This window comes from Neorhizobium vignae, from assembly GCF_000732195.1.
Lineage (GTDB): Bacteria > Pseudomonadota > Alphaproteobacteria > Rhizobiales > Rhizobiaceae > Neorhizobium > Neorhizobium vignae.
In genome coordinates, this window is the sequence record NZ_JNNU01000010.1 from 1 (window position 1) to 20,070 (window position 20,070).

At 61.3% G+C, this 20,070-nt stretch carries 26 protein-coding genes and 2 pseudogenes; 12 read left to right on the forward strand and 16 right to left on the reverse strand.

All coding sequences use genetic code 11. The features are described 5' to 3' along the window. The 5 genes from GQ59_RS32545 to GQ59_RS17685 form a co-directional block, all read left to right on the forward strand. Positions 1 to 459: hypothetical protein (locus tag GQ59_RS32545; protein WP_051904036.1), on the forward strand; the 459-nt coding region annotated here is incomplete at its 5' end. A gap of 122 nt (positions 460 to 581) precedes the next feature. After that, the gene (locus tag GQ59_RS17670) at positions 582 to 1,856 is read left to right on the forward strand and encodes an aminotransferase class I/II-fold pyridoxal phosphate-dependent enzyme (RefSeq protein WP_051904037.1); all 1,275 of its coding nucleotides are present in this window, start codon (positions 582 to 584) and stop codon (positions 1,854 to 1,856) included. Next, positions 1,850 to 3,193 carry an aspartate aminotransferase family protein gene (locus tag GQ59_RS17675; RefSeq protein WP_037083662.1) on the forward strand — a complete coding sequence of 448 codons (1,344 nt, stop codon included), beginning with the start codon at positions 1,850 to 1,852 and terminating at the stop codon, positions 3,191 to 3,193. Before GQ59_RS17670 ends, GQ59_RS17675 begins: the two co-directional genes overlap by 7 nt. Further along, on the forward strand, positions 3,183 to 3,728 hold the full coding sequence (locus GQ59_RS17680) for a GNAT family N-acetyltransferase (protein WP_051904038.1): 546 nt from the start codon (positions 3,183 to 3,185) through the stop codon (positions 3,726 to 3,728). Before GQ59_RS17675 ends, GQ59_RS17680 begins: the two co-directional genes overlap by 11 nt. A 181-nt stretch (positions 3,729 to 3,909) precedes the next feature. Further along, positions 3,910 to 4,122, forward strand: a complete 213-nt coding sequence (locus GQ59_RS17685; RefSeq protein WP_051904039.1) for a nucleotidyltransferase domain-containing protein — start codon at positions 3,910 to 3,912, stop codon at positions 4,120 to 4,122. Between the two features lie 35 nt (positions 4,123 to 4,157). Here GQ59_RS17685 and GQ59_RS31930 read toward each other — a convergent pair whose 3' ends face one another. Genes GQ59_RS31930 through GQ59_RS17695 form a run of 3 tightly spaced genes read right to left on the reverse strand, consistent with a single transcriptional unit; the run spans position 4,158 to position 6,366 of the window. After that, positions 4,158 to 4,394, reverse strand: a complete 237-nt coding sequence (locus GQ59_RS31930; RefSeq protein ID WP_051904040.1) for a YceI family protein — start codon at positions 4,392 to 4,394, stop codon at positions 4,158 to 4,160. Next, positions 4,391 to 4,828, reverse strand: a complete 438-nt coding sequence (locus GQ59_RS30645; RefSeq protein WP_152564373.1) for a YceI family protein — start codon at positions 4,826 to 4,828, stop codon at positions 4,391 to 4,393. The genes GQ59_RS31930 and GQ59_RS30645 overlap by 4 nt, the downstream gene beginning before the upstream one ends. Next, positions 4,825 to 6,366 carry a flavin-containing monooxygenase gene (locus GQ59_RS17695; protein WP_037083664.1) on the reverse strand — a complete coding sequence of 514 codons (1,542 nt, stop codon included), beginning with the start codon at positions 6,364 to 6,366 and terminating at the stop codon, positions 4,825 to 4,827. The genes GQ59_RS30645 and GQ59_RS17695 overlap by 4 nt, the downstream gene beginning before the upstream one ends. Before the next feature lie 179 nt (positions 6,367 to 6,545). Here GQ59_RS17695 and GQ59_RS17700 point away from each other — a divergent pair, with 179 nt between their 5' ends. Together GQ59_RS17700 and GQ59_RS17705 are read left to right on the forward strand one after the other, a co-directional pair. Next, the gene (locus tag GQ59_RS17700) at positions 6,546 to 6,974 is read left to right on the forward strand and encodes a hypothetical protein (protein WP_244447995.1); all 429 of its coding nucleotides are present in this window, start codon (positions 6,546 to 6,548) and stop codon (positions 6,972 to 6,974) included. After that, the gene (locus tag GQ59_RS17705) at positions 6,971 to 8,314 is read left to right on the forward strand and encodes a GAF domain-containing protein (RefSeq protein ID WP_341872395.1); all 1,344 of its coding nucleotides are present in this window, start codon (positions 6,971 to 6,973) and stop codon (positions 8,312 to 8,314) included. The genes GQ59_RS17700 and GQ59_RS17705 overlap by 4 nt, the downstream gene beginning before the upstream one ends. Before the next feature lie 166 nt (positions 8,315 to 8,480). Here the strand turns inward: GQ59_RS17705 and GQ59_RS17710 are convergent, their stop codons facing one another. Then, positions 8,481 to 8,711, reverse strand: coding sequence for a hypothetical protein (locus GQ59_RS17710; RefSeq protein WP_037083666.1), 231 nt, complete (start codon positions 8,709 to 8,711; stop codon positions 8,481 to 8,483). A gap of 347 nt (positions 8,712 to 9,058) precedes the next feature. Next, on the reverse strand, positions 9,059 to 9,262 hold the full coding sequence (locus tag GQ59_RS17715) for a DUF1236 domain-containing protein (protein ID WP_084683207.1): 204 nt from the start codon (positions 9,260 to 9,262) through the stop codon (positions 9,059 to 9,061). A gap of 387 nt (positions 9,263 to 9,649) precedes the next feature. On the opposite strand from GQ59_RS17715, the gene GQ59_RS33610 reads away from it, so the two are divergent. The 5 genes from GQ59_RS33610 (at position 9,650) to GQ59_RS17740 (ending at position 12,817) form a co-directional block, all read left to right on the forward strand. Further along, complete coding sequence (locus GQ59_RS33610) at positions 9,650 to 9,871, forward strand: DUF982 domain-containing protein (protein WP_037083668.1); 222 nt, start codon at positions 9,650 to 9,652, stop codon at positions 9,869 to 9,871. Between the two features lie 103 nt (positions 9,872 to 9,974). After that, a complete protein-coding gene (locus tag GQ59_RS17725) occupies positions 9,975 to 10,262 on the forward strand; it encodes a DUF1236 domain-containing protein (protein ID WP_051904042.1) in 288 nt (95 codons plus the stop codon). Positions 10,263 to 10,783: 521 nt separating this feature from the next. Next, complete coding sequence (locus GQ59_RS17730) at positions 10,784 to 11,068, forward strand: hypothetical protein (RefSeq protein ID WP_037083669.1); 285 nt, start codon at positions 10,784 to 10,786, stop codon at positions 11,066 to 11,068. A gap of 120 nt (positions 11,069 to 11,188) precedes the next feature. Beyond that, a complete protein-coding gene (locus tag GQ59_RS31255; protein ID WP_280114051.1) occupies positions 11,189 to 12,076 on the forward strand; it encodes a DUF1173 family protein in 888 nt (295 codons plus the stop codon). Positions 12,077 to 12,538: 462 nt separating this feature from the next. Beyond that, the gene (locus tag GQ59_RS17740) at positions 12,539 to 12,817 is read left to right on the forward strand and encodes an HU family DNA-binding protein (RefSeq protein ID WP_037083948.1); all 279 of its coding nucleotides are present in this window, start codon (positions 12,539 to 12,541) and stop codon (positions 12,815 to 12,817) included. Positions 12,818 to 13,026: 209 nt separating this feature from the next. On the opposite strand, the gene GQ59_RS17745 is transcribed toward GQ59_RS17740, so the two are convergent. The 11 genes and pseudogenes from GQ59_RS17745 to GQ59_RS17790 form a co-directional block, all read right to left on the reverse strand. Beyond that, a complete protein-coding gene (locus tag GQ59_RS17745; protein ID WP_037083670.1) occupies positions 13,027 to 13,236 on the reverse strand; it encodes a hypothetical protein in 210 nt (69 codons plus the stop codon). A 331-nt stretch (positions 13,237 to 13,567) separates the two neighbouring features. Further along, positions 13,568 to 13,783 carry a hypothetical protein gene (locus tag GQ59_RS17750; RefSeq protein ID WP_037083671.1) on the reverse strand — a complete coding sequence of 72 codons (216 nt, stop codon included), beginning with the start codon at positions 13,781 to 13,783 and terminating at the stop codon, positions 13,568 to 13,570. 58 nt (positions 13,784 to 13,841) lie between these two features. Then, positions 13,842 to 14,165, reverse strand: coding sequence for a DUF736 domain-containing protein (locus GQ59_RS17755; protein WP_037083672.1), 324 nt, complete (start codon positions 14,163 to 14,165; stop codon positions 13,842 to 13,844). A 459-nt stretch (positions 14,166 to 14,624) separates the two neighbouring features. Beyond that, positions 14,625 to 15,044 (reverse strand): hypothetical protein, encoded by a 420-nt coding sequence (locus GQ59_RS17760; protein WP_037083673.1) that lies wholly within the window; start codon positions 15,042 to 15,044, stop codon positions 14,625 to 14,627. After that, positions 15,034 to 15,294 (reverse strand): type II toxin-antitoxin system Phd/YefM family antitoxin, encoded by a 261-nt coding sequence (locus GQ59_RS17765; protein WP_037083950.1) that lies wholly within the window; start codon positions 15,292 to 15,294, stop codon positions 15,034 to 15,036. Before GQ59_RS17765 ends, GQ59_RS17760 begins: the two co-directional genes overlap by 11 nt. A gap of 85 nt (positions 15,295 to 15,379) precedes the next feature. Then, positions 15,380 to 16,321, reverse strand: coding sequence for a DUF2493 domain-containing protein (locus GQ59_RS17770; RefSeq protein ID WP_037083675.1), 942 nt, complete (start codon positions 16,319 to 16,321; stop codon positions 15,380 to 15,382). A gap of 370 nt (positions 16,322 to 16,691) precedes the next feature. After that, positions 16,692 to 17,736 (reverse strand): annotated as a pseudogene (locus GQ59_RS17775) (DUF7146 domain-containing protein). Between the two features lie 12 nt (positions 17,737 to 17,748). Beyond that, positions 17,749 to 17,958 (reverse strand): annotated as a pseudogene (locus tag GQ59_RS17780) (strawberry notch C-terminal domain-containing protein); the annotation flags it as partial. Next, positions 17,940 to 18,134, reverse strand: coding sequence for a DUF6117 family protein (locus GQ59_RS33615; RefSeq protein ID WP_432762592.1), 195 nt, complete (start codon positions 18,132 to 18,134; stop codon positions 17,940 to 17,942). The gene GQ59_RS33615 and the pseudogene GQ59_RS17780, both read right to left, overlap by 19 nt. A 1-nt stretch (position 18,135) precedes the next feature. Beyond that, the gene (locus GQ59_RS17785) at positions 18,136 to 19,326 is read right to left on the reverse strand and encodes a hypothetical protein (protein WP_037083677.1); all 1,191 of its coding nucleotides are present in this window, start codon (positions 19,324 to 19,326) and stop codon (positions 18,136 to 18,138) included. A gap of 74 nt (positions 19,327 to 19,400) precedes the next feature. Then, the gene (locus GQ59_RS17790) at positions 19,401 to 20,057 is read right to left on the reverse strand and encodes a hypothetical protein (protein ID WP_037083679.1); all 657 of its coding nucleotides are present in this window, start codon (positions 20,055 to 20,057) and stop codon (positions 19,401 to 19,403) included. Between the last annotated feature and the right edge of the window lie 13 nt (positions 20,058 to 20,070).

Genomic DNA, 20,070 nt, shown 5'->3' on the forward strand with positions numbered 1-20,070 from the left:
GAAGCCTGCCGCCGGCAGCAAAAGCTCGAGACGGAGTTGCTCCGGCAGTTCGGTAGTTTCCCCCGCACAAGAGTCCTGCTCTCCGAAGATGGTGGTTTCATCTGGGCCTATTCCGGTCGGGAGATAGACCGTCTTTTGCAGAACGCGAATCAGGATGAAATGCGGAGGCAAGCAAGGGCAGCATTGGTCGCAAGCCGGAGCGAATGGAGGACGGCGGACAAGCGGGTCGGATATACGAGAGCAAAAAAAGCCGAGGAGGAAATCGCACGTGTCGAGGAGGCGTTGGCAAAGGAATTGTGGAGCGCGGCGCCTCAATCTGTCGCCGGCGTCGCGGTGAAGCTGCATTCCCTCCTGGAAATGGAGGATCCACGCTCTGCCCTAGAGGAAGCGCCGTGGCCGGAGCTTCGGACGATCCTGGCCGATCTTGTGCGGATTTGCGCAGGTCCGCATCCGATCTGAGTTGGGCGCACGCCGACTCCCAACCGCGCTCTCGTCCAGTCGATATATCGCCTATACATCTTTGATATCGTTTGCAATATTACCGTCACGCGACCATCCTACCCTGATATTGGGAGGGCACCATGACGAAAGACAGTCAGGCCTCTGCAGCCAAACCGCGATCGACGCGGAATACCCAACGTATGATAAAAACCGCCGACCCCATCTTCTCTCTTGCGTTTGATGCAGGTGTGATGGGACTGAGTGCTAAGTCGGTTGAACGACGCCTCGTTCATGTTTGCGACCGCCAGAACGGCACCCGCGAAGTCGTCGACTTCGTACGCTGTTCCTACCTCGGTCTCGACAATCACCCAGCCATCATCGCGGGGGCCATCGAAGCGATCGCGGATTATGGCTCCCTGCACTGGTCCTGCGCACGAACGCGCCTCAATTTCGGGCTGCTCTCGGACCTTGAGGAAAACCTTTCCGATCTGTTTCGGGCGCATGTCATTACGTTCTCGACCGTGCTTGCCGCCAATCTGAGTGCCATGCCCATCCTGGCTTCCGGTTACCTGACCGGGGGCGAAAAGCCGCTTGTCGTTTTCGACCGGCTGGTCCACGCGACGCTGGCGGTCCACAAGCCGCTCGTCGCTGCCGAGACCACAGTGCTCACCATCGATCACAATGATGTCGATATGCTCGAGCAGATCTGTCGGGCAAACCCGATCGTGGCCTTTGTCTGCGATGGTCTCTATTCAATGGGCGGTGCAGCACCGATCGATGAACTGCTCAGGCTGCAACGGCAATACGGATTATTCCTCTATATCGATGACGCCCACGGCATATCGCTTTTCGGTTTCCGAGGGGAAGGCTATGCCCGATCATCCCTTGCCGAAGAGTTTGGCGATCGCACCATCATTGCCGCGTCGCTTGGTAAGGGTTTTGGCGCCTCAGGCGCGCTGCTCATGCTCGGGTCACAAAGCCAGGAAGACCTCTTCCGGCGGTTCGCGCTGGCATTCGCCTTTTCGGTTCCTGTCAATCTTGCCGGCGTTGGCGGCGCGATCGCATCGGCCAATCTTCACCGCACCCAGGAACTCCTCGATCGCCAGATCGCATTGGCAGAGCGGATCAAACAGTTCGATGCCATGATCGAAACTGAGCAGACCTCCCTGCCCTTTCCCATCCGCACCATCATGCTCGGAGACGAGCGTGCAGCTATTTCAGCGGCGCGTCAGTTGCTCGACCGCGGCCTCTATACGTCCGCGATCTTTTTTCCGACGGTGGCCGAGGGAAGAGCGGGTTTGCGTGTTTGCCCGACGGCCAGCCATCTGGTCGAAGAAGTCGATTGGTTAGGCCGCGAGCTGAGGTCCATTATCGAAGGACCTGCGGCCGACGGATCGGGGCCGCGTCCATGCTGATCACCGACGTCTCCGCGGCAGCAAACCAAAGGGCGCGACGCGTCATGCCCATGGGAAACACAAGAAGCTCAGCATTTGCCACGCCATATCCTATCTATCTTGCATCAGGTGAGGCAGCCTATGTCACGGATGTGGATGGCAATCGCTATCTCGACTTCCAGAACAACTTCACCGCGCTTATCCACGGTTATGGTCATGCCGACGTCACAAGCGCATTGCTGGCGCAATTGATGAAGGGCTTGAGCTTTGCGAACCCAACATTTCCCGAGATCGAACTCGCGGAGCTTCTCTGCGACCGGGTAGCGCATTTCGAGCAAGTACGCTTCACCAACACCGGTTCCGAAGCGGTGATGATGGCCATCAAGGCTGCAAGGGCTTTGACCGGCCGGACGCTGGTGGCAAAATGCGAGGGCGCGTATCACGGGAACTACGACGCGGTCGAGATCAACGTCTCCGCGCCGCCAATTGGCTGGACCGACGGCGGGGGGAACTCCACCCTTGAGCACGACGGATTAGCCGCTTCGGTAGAGCAACAGACTGTCGCAATCCCCTTCAACGACTTCGAACACACCGAGCGTATCCTCTCCGCGAACAGCGGGGAGCTGGCTGCAGTTTTGATTGACCCCCTGCCCTCCCGCGTTGGACTCATTCCCATCGCGCCGGAATATCTTGCCTATCTGAGACGATGGACGTCAGCCCGATCCGCTCTTCTGATCTCCGACGAGGTGCTGAGCTTCAGGCTCGGGTACACCGGGGCCTTCGGCGAAAGCTCGATCAAGCCCGACATAACCGCCTTCGGCAAAATCATCGGCGGTGGTCTTCCTATAGGTGCGGTCGCGGGCGGCAGCGATGTGATGAAGGTCTTTGCGCCATTGGGCAAACGACCGTATGTCGCGCATTCAGGCACGTTCACAGCCAATCCGATGACCATGGTTGCGGGTCTGGCTGCGATGGCCGCGATGACGGAGGACGAGTTTCAGCGCATCAATCAACTCGGTGACGATGCGCGACGCCTGCTCGCCGATGCGTTTCGAAGCGCGGGCGTGACCGGCGCGGTCACTGGCGTCGGATCGCTGTTTCGCATCTTCATCGGTGCCGGTAAAATCTCAAGTTATGCCGAGGCCTATCTCGCCTCGCGGCATTCAGCCACGCTTGGCGACGTCGTCAGGTACATGCGCGATCGCGGTGTTCTGATTTCGCAAGTCGGCCTTGGAGCGATTTCGACTCCGATGACGCCGACGGACCTCGGCATGCTTGCTGCAGTCTTCGAAGACGCCCTGCGCGCGGTGGTCGTGAGAGCCCATGCGAGAACAGAGGGCGCAGCCGATGAATCTTGAGACCGAACGGCTATTCATGCGGCCGGTGACCAACCGCGACGGCGACGCGCTACACCGCCTTCATACCGATCCGCTTGTCGTCGAACTTATCATGCAGGGCAAACCGCTGACGCGGGCCGAATCTGACGCTCGTCTCGATCTCTATCTCAACGAGTGGGATCGCTATGGCTATGGCTTCTGGATGCTCTATCTCCGTGAACCGAACGGTGACCTGACCTTCGTTGGACGCGCCGGACTGCGCCGATATGACGAAAACGATGTCGAGGTCGGTGTCTGCCTGTTTGGGTTTTCCTCCGGCAAGGGCATCGCCGGAGAGAGTCTTGAAGCCGCGATCGAGTTCGGCTTTCGACGCCTTCCTCTGCGCCGGCTGGTCTGCGTCATCAGGCCGACGAACATCCGGTCTCAGAAGGCCATGCTGCGGCTGGGATTTTTTTTCATCGGCATGACCGAACATCTTGGGACAGCCTTTCGCTTCTATGAGATGCAACGACCGGGCAAATTTGCACTGCAAGGCTCGGGAGTTCGAAGATTATAACGCCACCAGAGTTTCCGGGATCGAATTGCTGCAGCTACCAGCCCCGTCCATGAAACTCTTATGTGCGTAGCGCCGACGGCCAGAATCTCTAGAATGTGCACGATAGCGGGATGAAATAAGCTAGTGATATGAATGGAGCCGGCGTCATTCAGACTCCAAGCACGCCGATGCCGTGAGAGGTATGGGCGCAACGGCCTTGGACCTTTTCGGACCGACCGTCCGCGACGAAGCCCACGCGTCGAGCGACCTCGACCTGTTCATCGATTATGACCCTGCCAAACGGCTCTCGCTCCTTGATCTCGTCGGGATCAAGCAGTTCCCGGAGGAACGACACGCAGCAGCCTGCCCGATGCTTCGGACCGACATCGAGCAATCAGCCATTCGTGTCTTCTGATGGTCAAGCTCAAGGTTGGGCCGGCCGCGCTTGCTTCACTCAATCGTCGCCTTCTTTCGCGGTGCGAATTCAGTCTCGATCAGGATCATCACCTCGTCGCTGACCACCGGCACATGAAGGCTGAGGCCCCATTCGCTGCGTTTGATCCTGGCAATAGCGGAGAAGCCGAGCTTTGGCACCTTATCCATCGGGTGGTCTGCCATTGAGCCATTGAACGTCACGTCGAGCGTCGCCGGACGGGTCTGGCCGCGAAAGGTGAGGTTGCCGGTCACCTGCCTTGGTTCTCGGTCGTCACTTTGACATCGGTGGATACAAAGCTGATCGGCTGCGCCGCCAGAAAGTTCACGTCGCCGGCTATCTTCTTGTCGAAATCCTCCACATCGGGAAATGGGAAGTCGGTGCGTACCGAGGTCGGATCGATACTCGCCGACACCTTTGAAGCCGCCGGGTCCTCCGAATCCCAGAGGAGCTCGACGCTCATCTTGGTAAAACGCGCCGTATAGTTCGACAGCCCGAAATGACTGACTTTCCAGGTGACGCTCGAATGGGCGGGGTCGGACACGTAGGTCCCGGAAGGCGCCGGTGACAGCTTGCTCTGGGGGAAGGCAGGCGCGGCGAACAGCGCCGACAGCGCGAGAAGATGCAGGTATTTCATGAGCATGGTCCTTCTTGCTGAATCAGGTGCATCAATGGTTGAAGTATTCAAGCCGCCGTCTGAACCGGGAGGAGTTTGAGGAGCTGGCGGATACCCTCCTCCTCGGCGGTGAAATCGCCGGTCGTGATCGCCCCGAAAGCGGCCGCGGTAGCCTCCGTCTTCGCCGGCGCATGCGGCAGGGCGTCTGGCCCTTGCAGGCGGAAGGAGATCGGCGAGAGCGGTCCGAACAGCAGCGCCCGTTCGAGATCCGGCCAGATCGTCAGGTCCGGCTCCACACCGGCATTGCGGGCGAAGGCGAGTGCTGCGACATGCATCGGCAGGCTGAGCGGTCCCGAGCGGGTGGCGCGGCAACGTTCGACCCCGGCAAGCATCGCCGCCCGCGCCGGAAACGGCTGCTTGCTCCCTAAGCACTGGGCAACCCAGCGCGCCTGCAATTCTAGAACCGGAAAGACAGGTCCAACCAGATCGAACAGGCCGAGAAAGGCAAGCCCCGGCAGGTCCGGGTGGAAAGTGTGATCGTGAAGATCGGCACCATAGCCGTCGAGCCGGATCGTCCGGACGATATCCTCCGAAAGCCAGGGCATCGACAGTCGGTAGCCCGTGCCGAACAGAATGGCGTCCACATTGGCGCTCGTCCCGTCGCGGAACCAGATGGTGTAACCGTCGATCCGCTCGATCCAGGGCTTCACGGCGATGCGCCCCTCCGCCACCGCCGGCAGAAAACCCTGCGACTGGGAGATGCCCGCTGCAAAGGCGTTGCCTTCCGGCTTTCGCGCACCGAACTGGTCCGGGGAACCGGCCACCTTCAGAACCTTCATGGTCAGCCCTTCGGCCAGCATATCCGGCGGCAACACGCTTTCCATCAGCACGGCGGCCCGATTGAACATCACGTAATCCGTCGGCACGCCGGCGATGATTTTCGGCAGGATGTAGCGCTGCCGGCGGTTGGCGGAGATCACCTGCGTCGCACCGCCGAGCGCGATGTCGGAGGCAATCTCCAGCGCACTGATCGAGCAGCCGGCTACAAGCACCTTGCGCCCGCGATAACGCTCCGGGCCGTTATACTGGGCGGTGTGGGCGGCGCCGAGAGCTCCGGCAAAACCATCGAGTCCTGGTACTTCCGGCAGGTCGGGCACGTTCTGGCGTCCAGTTGCGATGATCACCCGCTGGAAGACTTCGGAACGCTCCTGCCCGTCTTCGGTCGAACGGATCAGCCAGCCATTGCCAGCCCGCTCCAGCCGTTCGACCCGCGCCTTCAGTCTCAGATGCGGCAGCAGGCCAAAGGTGAAGGCATATCGTTCGAGGTAATCGAGCATATCCTCCTGCCGCAGATAGGCGGCGCTTCCGGAGGCGTGGTCTAGATCGGAAAAGGCAGTCATCACGTGGCTAGTATTGGTGCGCATGCCGGGCCAAATGGCGCTGGCGGCCGAGGCGGAATTCCATTGGCCACCGAGGCGGGACGAGGCCTCGAAAATGACGGGTACCAACCCACGGGCGATGAGGAAGCGCGCGGCGACGAGACCGGCTGGACCGGCGCCGATCACGGCGACCGCGTTTTCAGGCATTTTGACATGGTTCTGGGTGGGCATCGGCTTGCTCCTTGTTCGATGGGAACGCTTTAGCCAACTTCGCGAATGTCGTTTCCTAAAAGCTCATTAAGTGGCACGGGGGGAATCCTAAAACCTGCCTAACTGCGCTATGAACCTGTCCAAGGGGGAAACGCTCGATGTTCGGGGACGAAATCGCAGGCTTCATAGAAAGCCCGGTGATGCAGATCATCGGCAGTTCAAACTCTGCCCGCCAGCCGGAGATTGGGCGGGCGGTGGGCGCTTGGATGTCCTCCGGCGGCGATACGATCGACCTCGTGGCCTCAGCCTGGCAATGGCCCGAGACCATCGCCAATCTGCGGGAAAACGGAAAAATTGCCGTCACTTTTGCCCGGCCATCGGACTATGTCTCCTATCAACTGAAGGGACAGGCGACCATACGGCCCGCGGAGCCGGACGAGGTGGAGCGTTCATCCCAGTACATCGTCGCGATTGTTTCAACCCAGATGAGACTTGGCATGCTACCGGAGCTGATCATGCCGGTGCTTTCCAACCGCAACCCGATGCTGATCACGATGCGCGTCGCGTCGGTCTTCGTTCAGACGCCCGGCTCGCGCGCCGGCGAACGTGTCTGGAGCACGAGCCCATGACGCCGATCAGGCTGACCCTGGCTGATCTCGAAGCCTGTTTTGAAGGCGTGATCCCTTCAATCATCGCGACGGCGGATGCTGACGGTCTGCCGAACATCTCCTATCTCTCGCATGTCGCTGTGGTCGATGATCGGCATGTGGCGCTCTCCAACCAGTTCTTCGCCAAGACCGCCGCCAACATCCGTCTGAACCCGCACGCGATGCTGCTTCTGGTGGATGCACGCAATTCTGCACAATTCCGGCTGGAACTGGTCTTCGCCCACACCCTGGAGGCGGGACCGCTGTTCGATCACATCGCGCTTCAGATCGACGCCAGTAGCGCCCAGGTCGGCATGGCTGGCGTCATGAAGCTTCGCAATCTCGATGTCTTCCGCATCGTGAGCATCGAGCCGATCCCCTCCCAGGTCCAGACCGCCGAACCCGCACGACCGAAAAGGAACCGGTTGACTGGCGCTGCCAGGATTGCCGAAGCGATCGCCGCAGAAACCGACGCGGACGGCATCATCGATGCCATGCTGGAGGGCCTGCGCGCGGAGTTCGGTTTCGAGCACGCCTTGTTGCTGCAGCTCTATGAAGAGCGCAACCAGCTCATCACCATTGGCAGCATGGGCTATGTCCCGTCCGGCATCGGCTCCGAAATTCCGGTCGATGAAGGTGTGATCGGCGCGGCTGCCGCCGGTGGGCGTCTCGTCAAGCTGAGCGACATGAGCCGCATCCGCCGTTTCGGCGCGGCAGTGCGCGACTCGTCCGCCGACGAAAACCGCACGCGGGTGATCCCGCTTCCCGGGATGCCGGACGCGATGAGCCAGATTGCCGTGCCGCTCGTCGCCGCTGGCTCGGTGCGCGGCGTCCTCTTCCTCGAAAGCCGCGACCGCATCGCCTTCACCAGTGACGACGAGGCGGCTCTTTCGGTGATTGCCAGGCAAGCGGCCATGGCACTGGCCCTGAGCGAAAAGCTTTCTCTCGAAACCGAACCGCAACGGTCGGTCTCGGCCCAACCTCCGGCATCCGAAAAGACAGTTCAAGTTGTCCACCATCGCTTTGATGACAGCGTTTTCATCGATGGCGATTACGTCATCAAGGGAGTGGCCGGCAGGCTGCTTGCTTCGATGCTGGAACAGCACCAGCAAGGCGGCCGTCTGGAATTCTCCAACCGCGAAATTCGGCTCGACGCTGCGCTGAAATTGCCAGACTTCAAGGACAATCTGGAAACGCGGCTGCTGCTGCTCCGTCGGCGGCTGGACGAAAAGCGGCTGCCGATCCGGCTGACCCGCCTTGGCCGCGGCCGGATAGGCCTTCTAGTCGAAGGCCGGCTACGGCTCAGCAAGGACGTCGTATGAGGGGTTTGGAGGATTGGAAGTTCGAGCTCTTCCTGTCTGGAGGAATCTGGGCATCGATCCAGAACTTCCCCGATGGCTGGCATGCTGCGGCTGTAGGGCAATGTATTGAACTCATCCTTGAGTCCATTCAAATTGCCTCTCTCGGAGCTTCTTTGTCTCGGCAGCCCTACTGGTGCCGCTGGCGCGACTGTTGATCAGACTGTGTCTCAGCCGTCATGTTAGCCAAGATCATGACGTACTCATCCGCGGCGTCGGCGAGGATCAGTGCGATTTCTTGCCGGCTGAGCCCTTCCTGCCGCAGGTGCTCTATCATCTCCAGCATCGCAGCTTCGACCCTGAAGCGGTGCGCAGGTGGAGGGTCGTATTGTTCATCGGGTGTCTGAGTTCGCATGTCCATGATCTACTTCCCCATGTCAGGGGAGCATCGCACACCGTTCGTTGTCCGCAAGCAGATGCTTAAGTAACAGTTAACGCGATCGCTCGGCGCGCCCAAGTCAACCCAGACCCGAGCCGTCACCGGATCGGCGTTCTCGGGGCCCAGTGAAGTAGAGGCTTGATGCAGTGGATCGCTGGAAACGCAGATGCTGACAGGGAACAGGCATTGAGAGCCACGCTGAAATCAACATCCGCGTTCGATCCTTTAACCAGGTCCGAGCCGTGAAGGTAGGCGATGATCTCATCCTGGAGATGGTTCGTTCGCCAAATGCCGAGGAGACAAGCTCAATCCGGCGGTAAGCTTCTTGATCAGTTGATGACGTGCACGACCTTGCGGGTGCTGGGCTCAACCAGCACGGTTTTGCCGCCCACAACGGCATAGCGGTATTTCACGTCCGGGACGTCGACCGTGTGGAGTTCGACCGTTTCGGGAAGCGATGCACCGACGCTGACGGTGACATTCGGCACGTCCACGGACCTCACCTTCTGCTTGGTGACATACTCCTTGATCACATCGCGGCCAAGCCGATTGAAATTGCAGAAGAACTGAGCGCCGGCTAACGATTTGGATCTAGATCCACGATTTTCGGAACATAGTAGCGCGCAACGGCATTCCGTTGGCGATCCAACCGGATCTGAAATCAGACCCACCAGTAGGTGACACCATGAATAGCATCGTATGGCTCGTGGGAGCCGTCGTTATCGTCCTCTTTATTCTCGGCTTCTTCGGACTGCGGTAATATTTACTCGGGCGACGCATGGATGATGCCCAAAAACTGCACCGAGCGACCCGATTGGTTCCTGGATGAGAGCTTCCGACGAATCAAAACGTCGTTCGGCCGTAGCCGACCATTTGCCTTACCCTCGGGCTGCGCTATTTCTTCTTTAGGAGGATCTAATATGCTTACGCTAAAGTGGGAGAAACCGGTTCGAGCTGCAGGACAACTGATAGCCGGGCCGCTCGAGGCGCACCAATTCTTGATGCACGGATGGCCGCATCGGAAAAATGGGGAATGGTCAGCGGCTGAGAACAGCGCCCTTGCCGCCCTCGATGGCCGGAAATCCCCTGACGAAGCACGCGAGAAATTTGAGGCGGCCCTTAAGTCGGCTCAATTGAACTGACGCGGAACGAAGCCGACGCAGTTCCGTTCCTGTCTAGCCCTGACGTCCGCATCGAAGGTTTGAACACTCGGCGCCGAGCACCCCTCAGAGGAGAGGCACTCTTATGAAAAACTTTATCCTCGCTGCCGCCCTTGTTGCGGGAGCCGGCGGCGCTTTTGCTCAGCAACCGTCGGCGGCTCCACCCGACAAAGTGGTGGATTTTGTCAGCAAGCAACCCATGCCTGCCAATCCTGTCCAGGTCAGCGAGAAGATCGCGGTTGGCCAGCCGATACCAAACAACCTCGTGCTGTCACCTATTCCGGATACGCCGAACTTCGCCTTCGCGATCGTCAATCAGAAGCGCCTGATCGTCGATCCCAAGACGTTCGTGGTGGTCAGGATCGTTGAGTGACAAATAGATGACCCACCGGGCGATTGACGATGGTCCACCTCAACCTCTCAGGGCGGAACGATGGCGTCCATCCGACGTTCTCTCTGCGCTAGAAATCAGAGGCAATCCCATGCGAACTTATATCCGCCTTACGACGCTGCTCGTCGGACTATCCGCTACTGCCGCCTTCGCTCAGTCTCCGCCGGCCGACACTTCGCCGCTGCCTAAGGCATCTCCGAAAGTAACAGCAGACAATCCGCCACCGCGAACTCCTGGTCCACGTGGACCAGGGCCGGATATGGGCCACCACCTACCGCCGTTAGAACGTGGAGCGCGCATCCAAGTCGAGAACGGTCGGACCCGGGGGTCGACCTGCGCTGCGCTGATTCAGATTCTACAAGAGAGTGCGCCGACGCATTGGTACAGATCCTCGACACACTCCAAGCGTCATCTTCGACCGACGGCGCATCGGCACGCGGCTTTAACCGCGATCGTGGTAGCGACCGAGGATATGATCGTGACCGGGTGGATCGGAGATAGTTATGAAGCGTGACTACAATTCCGACATCGACCGCCTTGGCAGACAGCTGGCCGATCTCCGCGCCACGCTCTCTGGGCAAGCGGGCGACGCAACGGGAAGTGCTGCGACCTACATCGTTCCGAGGGCTCGGCAGTTCGCACGGCAATTCCAAAAGGAAGGGTACGGCCTTGGCAGGGCAGCTCGCGGGAACCCTTCGGCAGCAACTGCAGCCATCGTCGGCGTCATGGTGCTTGGGGCGGCGGTAGCTTGGCTGTTATCGGCGAGTGGTCGAGAGAAGGACGACTGACCGTTTTCGGTCGTCCTATTACCTTTTAAAGGGGATGGCGTTCACAGACGCCTCCCCCTTCCGTGTTGGTCACACAGTGGAAGGAAGTCGTCGTCTTGACTGGCCATCAAAGACTTTTCCCTGTCGAAGCGCGGTGCGCAGAAAAGCGCGAGTGCAGCGGTGCAAAATGAAGGATCGGTCAAGAATGAGATCAGGAAACTGTCGCTGCGCGCACTTCTCCATTACCTCTGGCACCAAGGTGGATTGACCGAATGGACGGCGCATTGGGCGGGCAAGCGCCATTGGTTTCAGGTGCGTAGTCATCTTATGGAAGCCGCAGCGACGACCACGGTGAAAGGCTCAGCGTTATCGGAGCGGCTCCTCATTCCGGAAAACTTTCGACTGGAAGACAAGGCTGCCATCGAACAGCGTAGGGCTGTGGCTGTTGCGGATATACGCGCCCCGTCGTGCGGGCCGAGAAAACTGATGGTGCTGATCGGGGAGGTGAAGGAATTTGCGTCAGCCCGCAGCGGCCAGAAGATCGTCGTCAAGCATATGCCGGGTTTCCGGTTGATGATCGAAGACGACGCCTGGCGCCGGCTGCAGTCGCGCTATGCTGCCGAGCTTGAACTCTGGCGGGCCAACGACAGGTTCCATCTCGTCGTCATCGCGACCTTCGGCATGACGCAGTCCGGCCTCGCCATGATCGACGAGATCGCCCTGATGTCGGCAAGCGAGCAATGGCTGCCGATCGAAAATGCCTACGAGCAGCGGCTTGTCGAAGCTCTGTCGCGGCTCAGTCTGAAAAGCGTCAAGGGCCTGCGGTTCAACCTGTCGTCGACGCAGCCGATTGCAGCGGCTACCCTTCCGCATCGCCGGCCGTCGCCGGCAGCGCTTTATATCGTGCCGCCGGATGCCGACGAGGAATTTGAGACAGCACTTTTGGAGATGATCGCGGCGCGAGCGGATGTCGAACCTTGGATCTGGCGCGTAGCCGAAGGCGAGATGCCTTCCCTTCCTCTCGGATGATCTGACATTCGGTTGATATCATTGTGGTGAATCGATCCACGACGACCGATTCAAATGTCTTCTGTAGTTGCCGCCCGGGATGCAAGAAGATTTGATTTGAATGCGCGAGTGATCGAGTGCAGTACAGTTTTCGGATTTACTGCCAGCCGATCGACCGCACTCGAAACATGGCACGCTATTGCACGCTTTCCATCCAACCGACCTTATTCGGCAAAGCTGTCGCCCTGCGCTGCCGGGGACGGAATGGAAAGCGCGGCGGCGAGAAGTCAGAGGTCTTCGCTTCGGAAATGGACGCAGCGCTGCATGTCCTTGAACTGGCCCGTCGACGGCGCGCAAAGGGCTGCAGACCGGTTGGAAACTGTGGAAATCCGCCCGGATCGCCGACCTTTTCTGCATTGCATCCATGACAACGCGCGGATCGACTGGCAGAGATTCCGGATCAATGATGATGCGGAGACCAACATGACCACCACCAACGAAATTGCCGACAAGATCGCCGGAGAACATGGGCTGACCAAGGCTCAGGGAAAAGCGGTTGTCGAGGCGGTTATCGCCTCGATCACGCAAGCGGCCGTTGCCGGCAACGAAACCTCCCTGCCCGGCTTCGGCAAGTTCAAGGTGAAAGAAACACCGGAGCGTGAAGCGCGCAATCCGGCGACCGGCGCGACCATCAAGGTCGCCGCTGCAAAGAAGCTGGCTTTCACGCCCGCCAAGGCGCTGAAGGATGCGCTAAACAAGTAAGCACCCTACAGCTTTGTCCAGCCAGTGCTGGGCGGCAGCGCGACGCCAGGCGGCACTATCGGGGATGTCGATGCTATCGACTGGGTAATGCTGGTCCTGCCGGCGAGCATGCCCAAGATGTGGAATATCATCGGGAGTGAGGCGATCATTCGAGCCTGGGGCGCCGGTCGATCCGGCGCCCCAGGCTCGGCGACATGGCAAGAGCCTCTTCAGAAAGGAGGCTCGCTGGTGAACCAGCCATCCTGCTCGGCGATGATCACAGCAAGCTCGGCACGTGCCAGTTCCAGTTCGATTTCGATCTCCCGGCGCTCGACCGGGTCGATTGCTTCGCGCAGTTCCAGCCGAAGCTCTTCGATGTGTTGTTCCAGCAGCATCGTCATCATCTCCTTGTTGATGTGAAAGACGACGCGGGCGGTCATGGGGGCATGATGGGGTCAAGGATCGCGCCAGCGACCGGCGGAGCCGGCGAGTGGGGGAGCCGATTGTCAGAGCGGAGGGAACCGGAGCGGAGGCAAAATTGGGGGCACCGCTCGTCCTTGAGGCCGGCATGGCGCCATGACATCCTCGGACGGACTGAGCAGACATTTCCTCTCCGTAGGGCACCCGAAAGCGGCAGGCCGCGCCTGCCGCTCACACGTCAAGCGGCGGTGCTGACCGCCGCCATACGACCGACCACGAGCAGCCACTCCGGACTCGTCGACACGAAACGGCCGTCATAGGCATGGGTGCGACGACCGGCGGGGCCGTCGATCAGCAGGGCGATGTCCGTCGTCGCGTCGGCGGTGCATGGCTCCAGCCGTGGACGACGGCGTCGCCGGCACGGCTGCGGACGAGGTGGTTCGGCGCAAAACGATCGTGGCACTCCCTATCGGTCAGCGGGAGCAGCAGCAGGCTATCGACAAAGCTCCGCTCACCAACGGCCGTTTTGTCATCGCAGACAGCATGGATACGATCGATGGTGATCATGGCAATTCCTCGGCTCGAATGGTTGTGCCGGCCCCGCTTGCGGGGCCGGCGGTCCGGTTCAGGCCGGGCTGTTCCAGAGGATTACTTTCTTGCCGGGCTCGCCACCGGGGGCCGGGGCGACGTTGCCGAAGATCACGCCGATCTCGGGTGCCTCGAGCTTCGTGGAGATGTATTCCTCGCCGGTCTGCCGGGAGATGCGGTTCCAGCCTGCGCCGATCTCGAAGCCTGTCTTGCGGTGGATGATGCGGTAGTCCGGGGCTTCTTCGCTCGCCTTGTTGGCGTTCGGGACGAGGGCGATGGGGGCATTGACGCGGATGGTGGCGAAGACGCCTTCGAGAGTGCCGTCGGTCTTTTCGGTGAGGGTTGCGATCGTGGTAGCCATGGTAGGGTCTCCTTCGTTGCATCGGGACCATTCCCGATGGCGCCCGAAGAAGGGGCCGCGCCGCAGGCGTCACCGCAGCGTAGCGAAGGGAAACCCCTTGCGGGTTGACGCTGATCGCGGCCGGTCCCTTAGAAAGGCGACATGAAGAACGGGAATGGTCTTTGATTGCGACGTCGGCAGGAGACCTCGCCGAGGCGGCCGTTTGCTGCCGCGCGGAGTCCGCGCTCGTGGCATGCGTCGGTGGTGTTCGGGTCAACGGACGCTGGCCGTCAACCAGTCGGACCCATCGCGAGAGATCGGCACAGTTCTGATCCCATCCTCATCGTCAAAGATGGCTTCGGTGGCGGGAGGCCCGAATCCTCGGTCCCTGACGCGGCTGCAGTTCTGCGGAGCGCAATCGAGTGACAGACGTGATTTCAAGGGATGTCGCTTCGGAGGGCGGCGGGGATGCGGGAAGTCTCAGTCGAGGCGGTTGACCCGGCCGGTTCCGCCGCGGGCCTCGGCAAACAGTCTGGCGATCTTCACCATGAAGAATTTGCTGAAGCGGCCGAGGATGTCCTGACCGGGCTCGATGTACCAGGAGCGTTCGACAACATCGTAATTGTATTCGTCGGCCATGATCCAGCACTGCTTCAGATCGCTTAAGCCCGCGCGCTTGCGCTCGATGTCCGGGATCTCCAATGAGGCGCGACCCGTTTGCGGCGGTTGCGTGGTGATGGCGAGAAGCGCCAGATGGGTATTTCCATCGGCGGCATTGCGGATGGCGATGACGACGCAGACGGGACGCTGCTTTCGGCCTTCGGTCTCACCACGCTGCTGCTGCCAGGCCCAGAGGTAGGGATAGGAGATGACCTCGCCGGGTCGGAATTCACGGCTCATCGTCGTAGCCTTCGCCGCGCGCCAGCCGATCAAGCGCCTCGTCGAACAGTTCCGCATGCTCGGCGGGCATTTCCGAGATACGAAAGGCGCGGCGGGGGTCGCCACCGGTGCGCATGCGCTCATAGTGATCGTAGCTCATCAGCACGAAGCGAGGCTTCTTGTGGCGAGTCAGAACAACCGGCTCGCGGCTTGCCGCATCGGTCACGTCGCCGATCTGCTTGTTGAGGTCGCCCGTCGTGAACTGCTTCATGGCCATAGTCTCCAAAGTACCGTTTCTATATAAACCACTTTCTCCATGTTTTCCATCCTTTCCATGTTTCCAGGAAAAACGGCGCTCACGCGCCATCTCCTGAAGCCTGCCAGACCGGGATGCCGAGCCGACGCGCCTTGTCGGCGAGATTGCCGGTGATGCCGTTTCCGGGGAAGACGATCAATCCGGCGGGCATGACCGACAGCATATCGTCATTGCGCCGAAACGGTGCGGCCTTGGCGTGTTTCGTCCAATTCGGCTTGAAGGTGATCTGCGTCACCTGACGCGCTTCTGCCCAGCAGGCGGCGATGCGCTCGGCGCCCTTCGGAGAACCGCCGTGCAGCAGCACCATGTCGGGATGTTTGGCATGGGCCTGATCGAGCTTCGCCCAGATCAGTTCGTGGTCGTTATAGTCCATGCCGCCGGAGAAGGCGATCTTGGTGCCGGCGGGGATCAACACCTCGGTCTCGGCGCGCCGCCGCGCGGAGAGGAAGTCGCGGCTGTCGATCATCGCCGCCGTCATGTTGGCGTGGTTGACTTTCGAGCCGGTGCGCGGTCGCCAGGACGAACCGGTCTGCGCCTCGAAGAGATCGGCTGCATAATCGCGCATGAACTCGAAGCTATTTCTGCGCTCCAGGAGCGTGATGCCTTCGGCCACGAGCCGTTCGAGTTCGACACTTTTCACCTCCGAGCCGTCCTGCTCGCGCTGGCCGGTGCGCTGCGCTTCCTCGTTGCGGTCGAGTTCGCGCTGGATGCGCTCGCCGGCGCGATGGAAGAGATTGGGGACCGACCAGAACAGGTCGTCGAGATCGGGCTCCAGCCGGGTGTCGCCGAGCATCTCGGCGAGGGCGTCGAAGATCGCGGTGATCGATGACTGGACCTGCGGTTCCTCCGGCAATGGCCGCGGGTCGGGCTCATCCTGGAAGGGGCGATAGCCGAAGACCTGCATCTCGTAGATGAAGCGGTCGGTCGGAGAGGAAGGGTGATGGGGCTCGCGGCCGTCGTCGGGCGGAAGGATAAGGTTCATGCTGGTCTCCGTTGGGTGGGCCGCGCCTCTCGCGGCCTGACGGCGAACCCGGTCACGAGGGCCGAGGCCGGAACCGCAAGCGAAGCGCAGCGGCCCAGCGAAGCGCCGGGCGGCTGAGGGAGGGCTTCTTGGTTCGCGAGGAATGACGGGCCATCGCATCGGCCCGAAAAGTGGGAACCGGTTTTCGGAGGAGCCGATGCGCGGAAATGGCCCGGCAGGGGAAGAAACCCGACTGACCCGCTGAAGGCCGGAGGCCCGCGTGGTAAGGGTCGCCTCCCGGCAGGCCCGCGGGCGCGCCCATCCAGAAGGCGGGCTCGGACCGTGCTTCACCAAAGTCACCGGCCCCGCCCGCCTGCCCTCCCGGCCGGCCTCATGCGGGCAGGTAGGCCATCGCGTCGTCGAGGACCAGCTGAGCCCGCAGGCTGGCAGTCAGCCGGGAGTGACCCAGCCAGCGCAGATCCTCGTTGAAGTCGCCGAGCTCGGGCGACAGCACCAGCGGCAGGACCCCGCACTCCTGAGCCCGTCTGCTCAATCCCTCGATCCCATGCCGACCCGCCGCATCCGCGTCCGCGGCGATATAAATGCGCATGCATCCGGGCGGGAAGCGGAAGGCGGCAAGGTGATTGGCCGTGAGCGCCGCCACCATCGGCATGCCGGGTAACACATGCGACAGCGACAGCATGGTTTCGAGGCCCTCGCCTGCCGCCAGGACCGGCACAGGCACATCCACCGGAAAGCGGAAGCGGACGCCATTGCCGAGCAGCCCGCCGAGCGCGCGGCGGGGATCGTCCAACTTCGCCTTGCCCACTCCGTCCGGCTCGAGCCCCGAGGATAAATAGGTGCGGTGGACGCCGGTAATCGCTCCGAAGGCATCAGTAACGGCCGCGATCAGGGCCGGATGGCTGCTCGTCTGGCCCGTCAGGAGATCGCGATAGTAGCAGGAGGGATGGAAACCGAGCGCCGCGTGGGCGGATGCCCGCAGAATACCACGCTCGCGCAGATAGATGTCGGCGAGCGTGCCAGCCAACGGCTGCGTCATCCGAAACAGGCGTCGTGCCCGCTCAGCTGCCGGCCGCTCGACCGCTGAGGCATCACCGACGTCGCCTCTGCGGGCCGACACCGGTTCAGGCTGGGGCAGGCTGAGAAAATGACGCGCTTCCTCGGCAACGTCGGGGAAGTCCACGAGGCCACAGGTCTCGCGCACGAGATCGAGCAGATCACCGAACTGGCCGGTCGCCGCATCCGTCCATCGGCCGGCCCGCGGCCCGATCAGATGCACGTAGAGGGACCGGCCCTTGCTGTTGGCTACGTCGCCGACGAGCCAGCCCGGCCCGGCGGCCGGCGGAGAGGTAATGGCGGCAAACCGCCTCGGCATCTTGCGCGAGACGGCCCGCCAGTTCCGAGGCGGAAAGCATGGTAGGCCTCCGTCACGACCGGCGCGCGATGTCGATGAGGCTGTGGCGCTGCATCAGCTTCGACAGCATGTTAGGTCCCTCATCTGTCACCGGCACGAAGAACCGCAGCTTCCAAATGATCATCTCGGAGAACAGGCCGACCGACTGCAACCAGTCGCGCATGCCGTCGGTGAAGCCGATGAGCTCGACGCGGTATTCGTTCATCACACGCACCCGGCGGAGCGCAGATTGCCGTCGGACGAGACCCGCAGCAATGTGTCGAAATTTGTGCAAGCATAATCAGGGATAGCCATTGGGGTGCTCCAGACAAAAAGAGGCCCGGCACTTGACCGGGTTCTGGGATGACGACGATTGGGTTCGCAGACGCGGCCGGGTCTGAGCCAGGCGTGATTGAACATGTCAGGCAGCGCTTTCGAGGAGCCTCTTCGCTTTGCCTTCAAGCTCAAGACGCGTGTCCTGATTGGTCTTGGTGCGCGCCAGCGCGGTGATGCCCTGCACGAAATCGAAGATCGATTCCGGTGGCCGTCCCTCTTCCGACAGCACTATCTCGATGATTTTGCCGGTTTCGACTTTTGAGAAGCCGCGCCGCCGCAGGAAAGCCGCGCGGTCGTCATCCTTGCGCGCGACGACCCGCTCTCGTGCCGCCTTGATGCCGGCAATGAAGGGCGCTGGCGACGAATTGGCGAAGCTGGTCAGCGCGGGTGCTGCCTCGTGCGCGAACCGCTGGGCGGCAAACTTCGAATGCCGGATGGTGATCTCCTCGAAATTCTCCGTGCCCCACAGGTTGCGATTGGCGCAGACGGCGCGGAGATAGAACGAAGCGATGCCCAGCGTCTTCGACCCGACCTCGGAATTCCAGGCGTAAAAGCCACGGAAGTAGAGATCAGGCTCGCCGTTCGGCAGTCGCCCTGCTTCGATCGGATGGGTGTCATCGACCAGGAACAGGAACACGTCGCGGTCACTGGCGTAAAGCGTCGTCGTATCCTTGGTAATGTCGACGAAGGGGTTGTGGGTCATCGTCGCCCAATCGAGTACCCCCGGGACTTTCCAGATCGTGTCGCCGGTCCCGTTTCCGGCGATCTTCATCACCGCCGAGACCAGTTCGTGGTCCCAGATACGGCCGTATTCCGGGCCGGTGACGGCCCGCAGTTCAAGCCGGCCATCGTCCATTTCCAACGTCTTCACCAGTTCGGCGCGGTGATTGAGCAGGCCATGCTGCAGGTTGATGGCAGCGAGTGGCGCCGGTAGCTGGCGCATATAGGTGGCGGGTGCGCCAACGAGGCTGCAGAGCTGACCGTAACTCCAATGGGTCGGTGCAATCGGCTGCCGCTGACCGGGGACGAGGAGTTCGAGCCGTTCGGCATTGTCGCGTGTCGCCTCGACGCGGATCGCAGCGCTTTCGATGGTTCGCGCGTGTGCGCGGTCGGCCCGGGAACGGACGGTATCGTGGAGTTCGGTCAGCGACAGGAACCGCTCGTCGTCGGGACGTGAGAACCATTCGGACGAGACCCGGCCGATGCGTTCGCCGCGGGAAATATCGACCTTGAAACCGGAGGATGCCGGACGGTCCTTTGTGTTTGGAATTTTCATTGCAATGTCTCCTGAAATGAAATCGCCCCGCGCGGTGGCCGGGCTGGTTTGGGACTGTGGTGAATGGTGGCTGATCAAGCTGGATGCAGGCGCTGATGTGCTGCCCGGATCGCTGTAAGCGCCGCCTGGAATTCGGCGCTGCCAATGAGGTCCGATGCATCGATTTCCGTCACGGTGGCGATGCATGCCGTGTGGATGTCGTCGTCGGTTACCGCTTCCAGGGGGAGCGGCTCGAAACTGCGGTCGATATCCAGCACGGCCGCGACCGCATTGCGGACCTGTCCCTCCTGCAGTTGGGCGAGCACGTGACCAGTCCTGGGTGGATCGACAGGCTTTTCGGGATCCGGGTCTCCGGCGAGAATGGCTTCTCCTCGGGCAATCCCCCAGGCGGACCGCGCCAGCCAGTCGAGGGAGGGCGGCCGAGCTGCACGCACGTCGTCGAAGAAGATCTTCAACAGGCCGAGCAGGATCTCGAAATGACGCGCCCGGCGCTGGACAGGTTCGTCGAACTGGGGTGGAATCTGCACCGGCGGACCGGCATTGGCCGCGTGCGCGCCCTCCCAGATGCCGGTGACATGGATTGCGCCCGAGGATGCGAAATCCTTCTCGGCGACATCCCAATTGTCATCCGCAACGGCAGTTCGGCACGCCTCGTCCAGCGTGTCAGCTGCGTAGGTGCGATGTCGGAAGACCGGCAAGTGATAAGTGGTCTCGATGGTGAAGTCGGGCATAGGTGCCTCCTCG

Coding starts and splice junctions, on each gene's coding strand:
- GQ59_RS17670 (WP_051904037.1), top strand. CDS start 582: ATGACGAAAGACAGTCAGGCCTCTGCAGCCAAACCGCGATCGACGCGG.
- GQ59_RS17675 (WP_037083662.1), top strand. CDS start 1,850: ATGCTGATCACCGACGTCTCCGCGGCAGCAAACCAAAGGGCGCGACGC.
- GQ59_RS17680 (WP_051904038.1), top strand. CDS start 3,183: ATGAATCTTGAGACCGAACGGCTATTCATGCGGCCGGTGACCAACCGC.
- GQ59_RS17685 (WP_051904039.1), top strand. CDS start 3,910: ATGGGCGCAACGGCCTTGGACCTTTTCGGACCGACCGTCCGCGACGAA.
- GQ59_RS17695 (WP_037083664.1), bottom strand. CDS start 6,366: ATGCCCACCCAGAACCATGTCAAAATGCCTGAAAACGCGGTCGCCGTG.
- GQ59_RS17700 (WP_244447995.1), top strand. CDS start 6,546: ATGCAGATCATCGGCAGTTCAAACTCTGCCCGCCAGCCGGAGATTGGG.
- GQ59_RS17705 (WP_341872395.1), top strand. CDS start 6,971: ATGACGCCGATCAGGCTGACCCTGGCTGATCTCGAAGCCTGTTTTGAA.
- GQ59_RS17710 (WP_037083666.1), bottom strand. CDS start 8,711: ATGGACATGCGAACTCAGACACCCGATGAACAATACGACCCTCCACCT.
- GQ59_RS33610 (WP_037083668.1), top strand. CDS start 9,650: ATGCTTACGCTAAAGTGGGAGAAACCGGTTCGAGCTGCAGGACAACTG.
- GQ59_RS17725 (WP_051904042.1), top strand. CDS start 9,975: ATGAAAAACTTTATCCTCGCTGCCGCCCTTGTTGCGGGAGCCGGCGGC.
- GQ59_RS17730 (WP_037083669.1), top strand. CDS start 10,784: ATGAAGCGTGACTACAATTCCGACATCGACCGCCTTGGCAGACAGCTG.
- GQ59_RS17740 (WP_037083948.1), top strand. CDS start 12,539: ATGACCACCACCAACGAAATTGCCGACAAGATCGCCGGAGAACATGGG.
- GQ59_RS17745 (WP_037083670.1), bottom strand. CDS start 13,236: ATGACCGCCCGCGTCGTCTTTCACATCAACAAGGAGATGATGACGATG.
- GQ59_RS17750 (WP_037083671.1), bottom strand. CDS start 13,783: ATGATCACCATCGATCGTATCCATGCTGTCTGCGATGACAAAACGGCC.
- GQ59_RS17755 (WP_037083672.1), bottom strand. CDS start 14,165: ATGGCTACCACGATCGCAACCCTCACCGAAAAGACCGACGGCACTCTC.
- GQ59_RS17760 (WP_037083673.1), bottom strand. CDS start 15,044: ATGAGCCGTGAATTCCGACCCGGCGAGGTCATCTCCTATCCCTACCTC.
- GQ59_RS17765 (WP_037083950.1), bottom strand. CDS start 15,294: ATGAAGCAGTTCACGACGGGCGACCTCAACAAGCAGATCGGCGACGTG.
- GQ59_RS17770 (WP_037083675.1), bottom strand. CDS start 16,321: ATGAACCTTATCCTTCCGCCCGACGACGGCCGCGAGCCCCATCACCCT.
- GQ59_RS33615 (WP_432762592.1), bottom strand. CDS start 18,134: ATGTTCAATCACGCCTGGCTCAGACCCGGCCGCGTCTGCGAACCCAAT.
- GQ59_RS17785 (WP_037083677.1), bottom strand. CDS start 19,326: ATGAAAATTCCAAACACAAAGGACCGTCCGGCATCCTCCGGTTTCAAG.
- GQ59_RS17790 (WP_037083679.1), bottom strand. CDS start 20,057: ATGCCCGACTTCACCATCGAGACCACTTATCACTTGCCGGTCTTCCGA.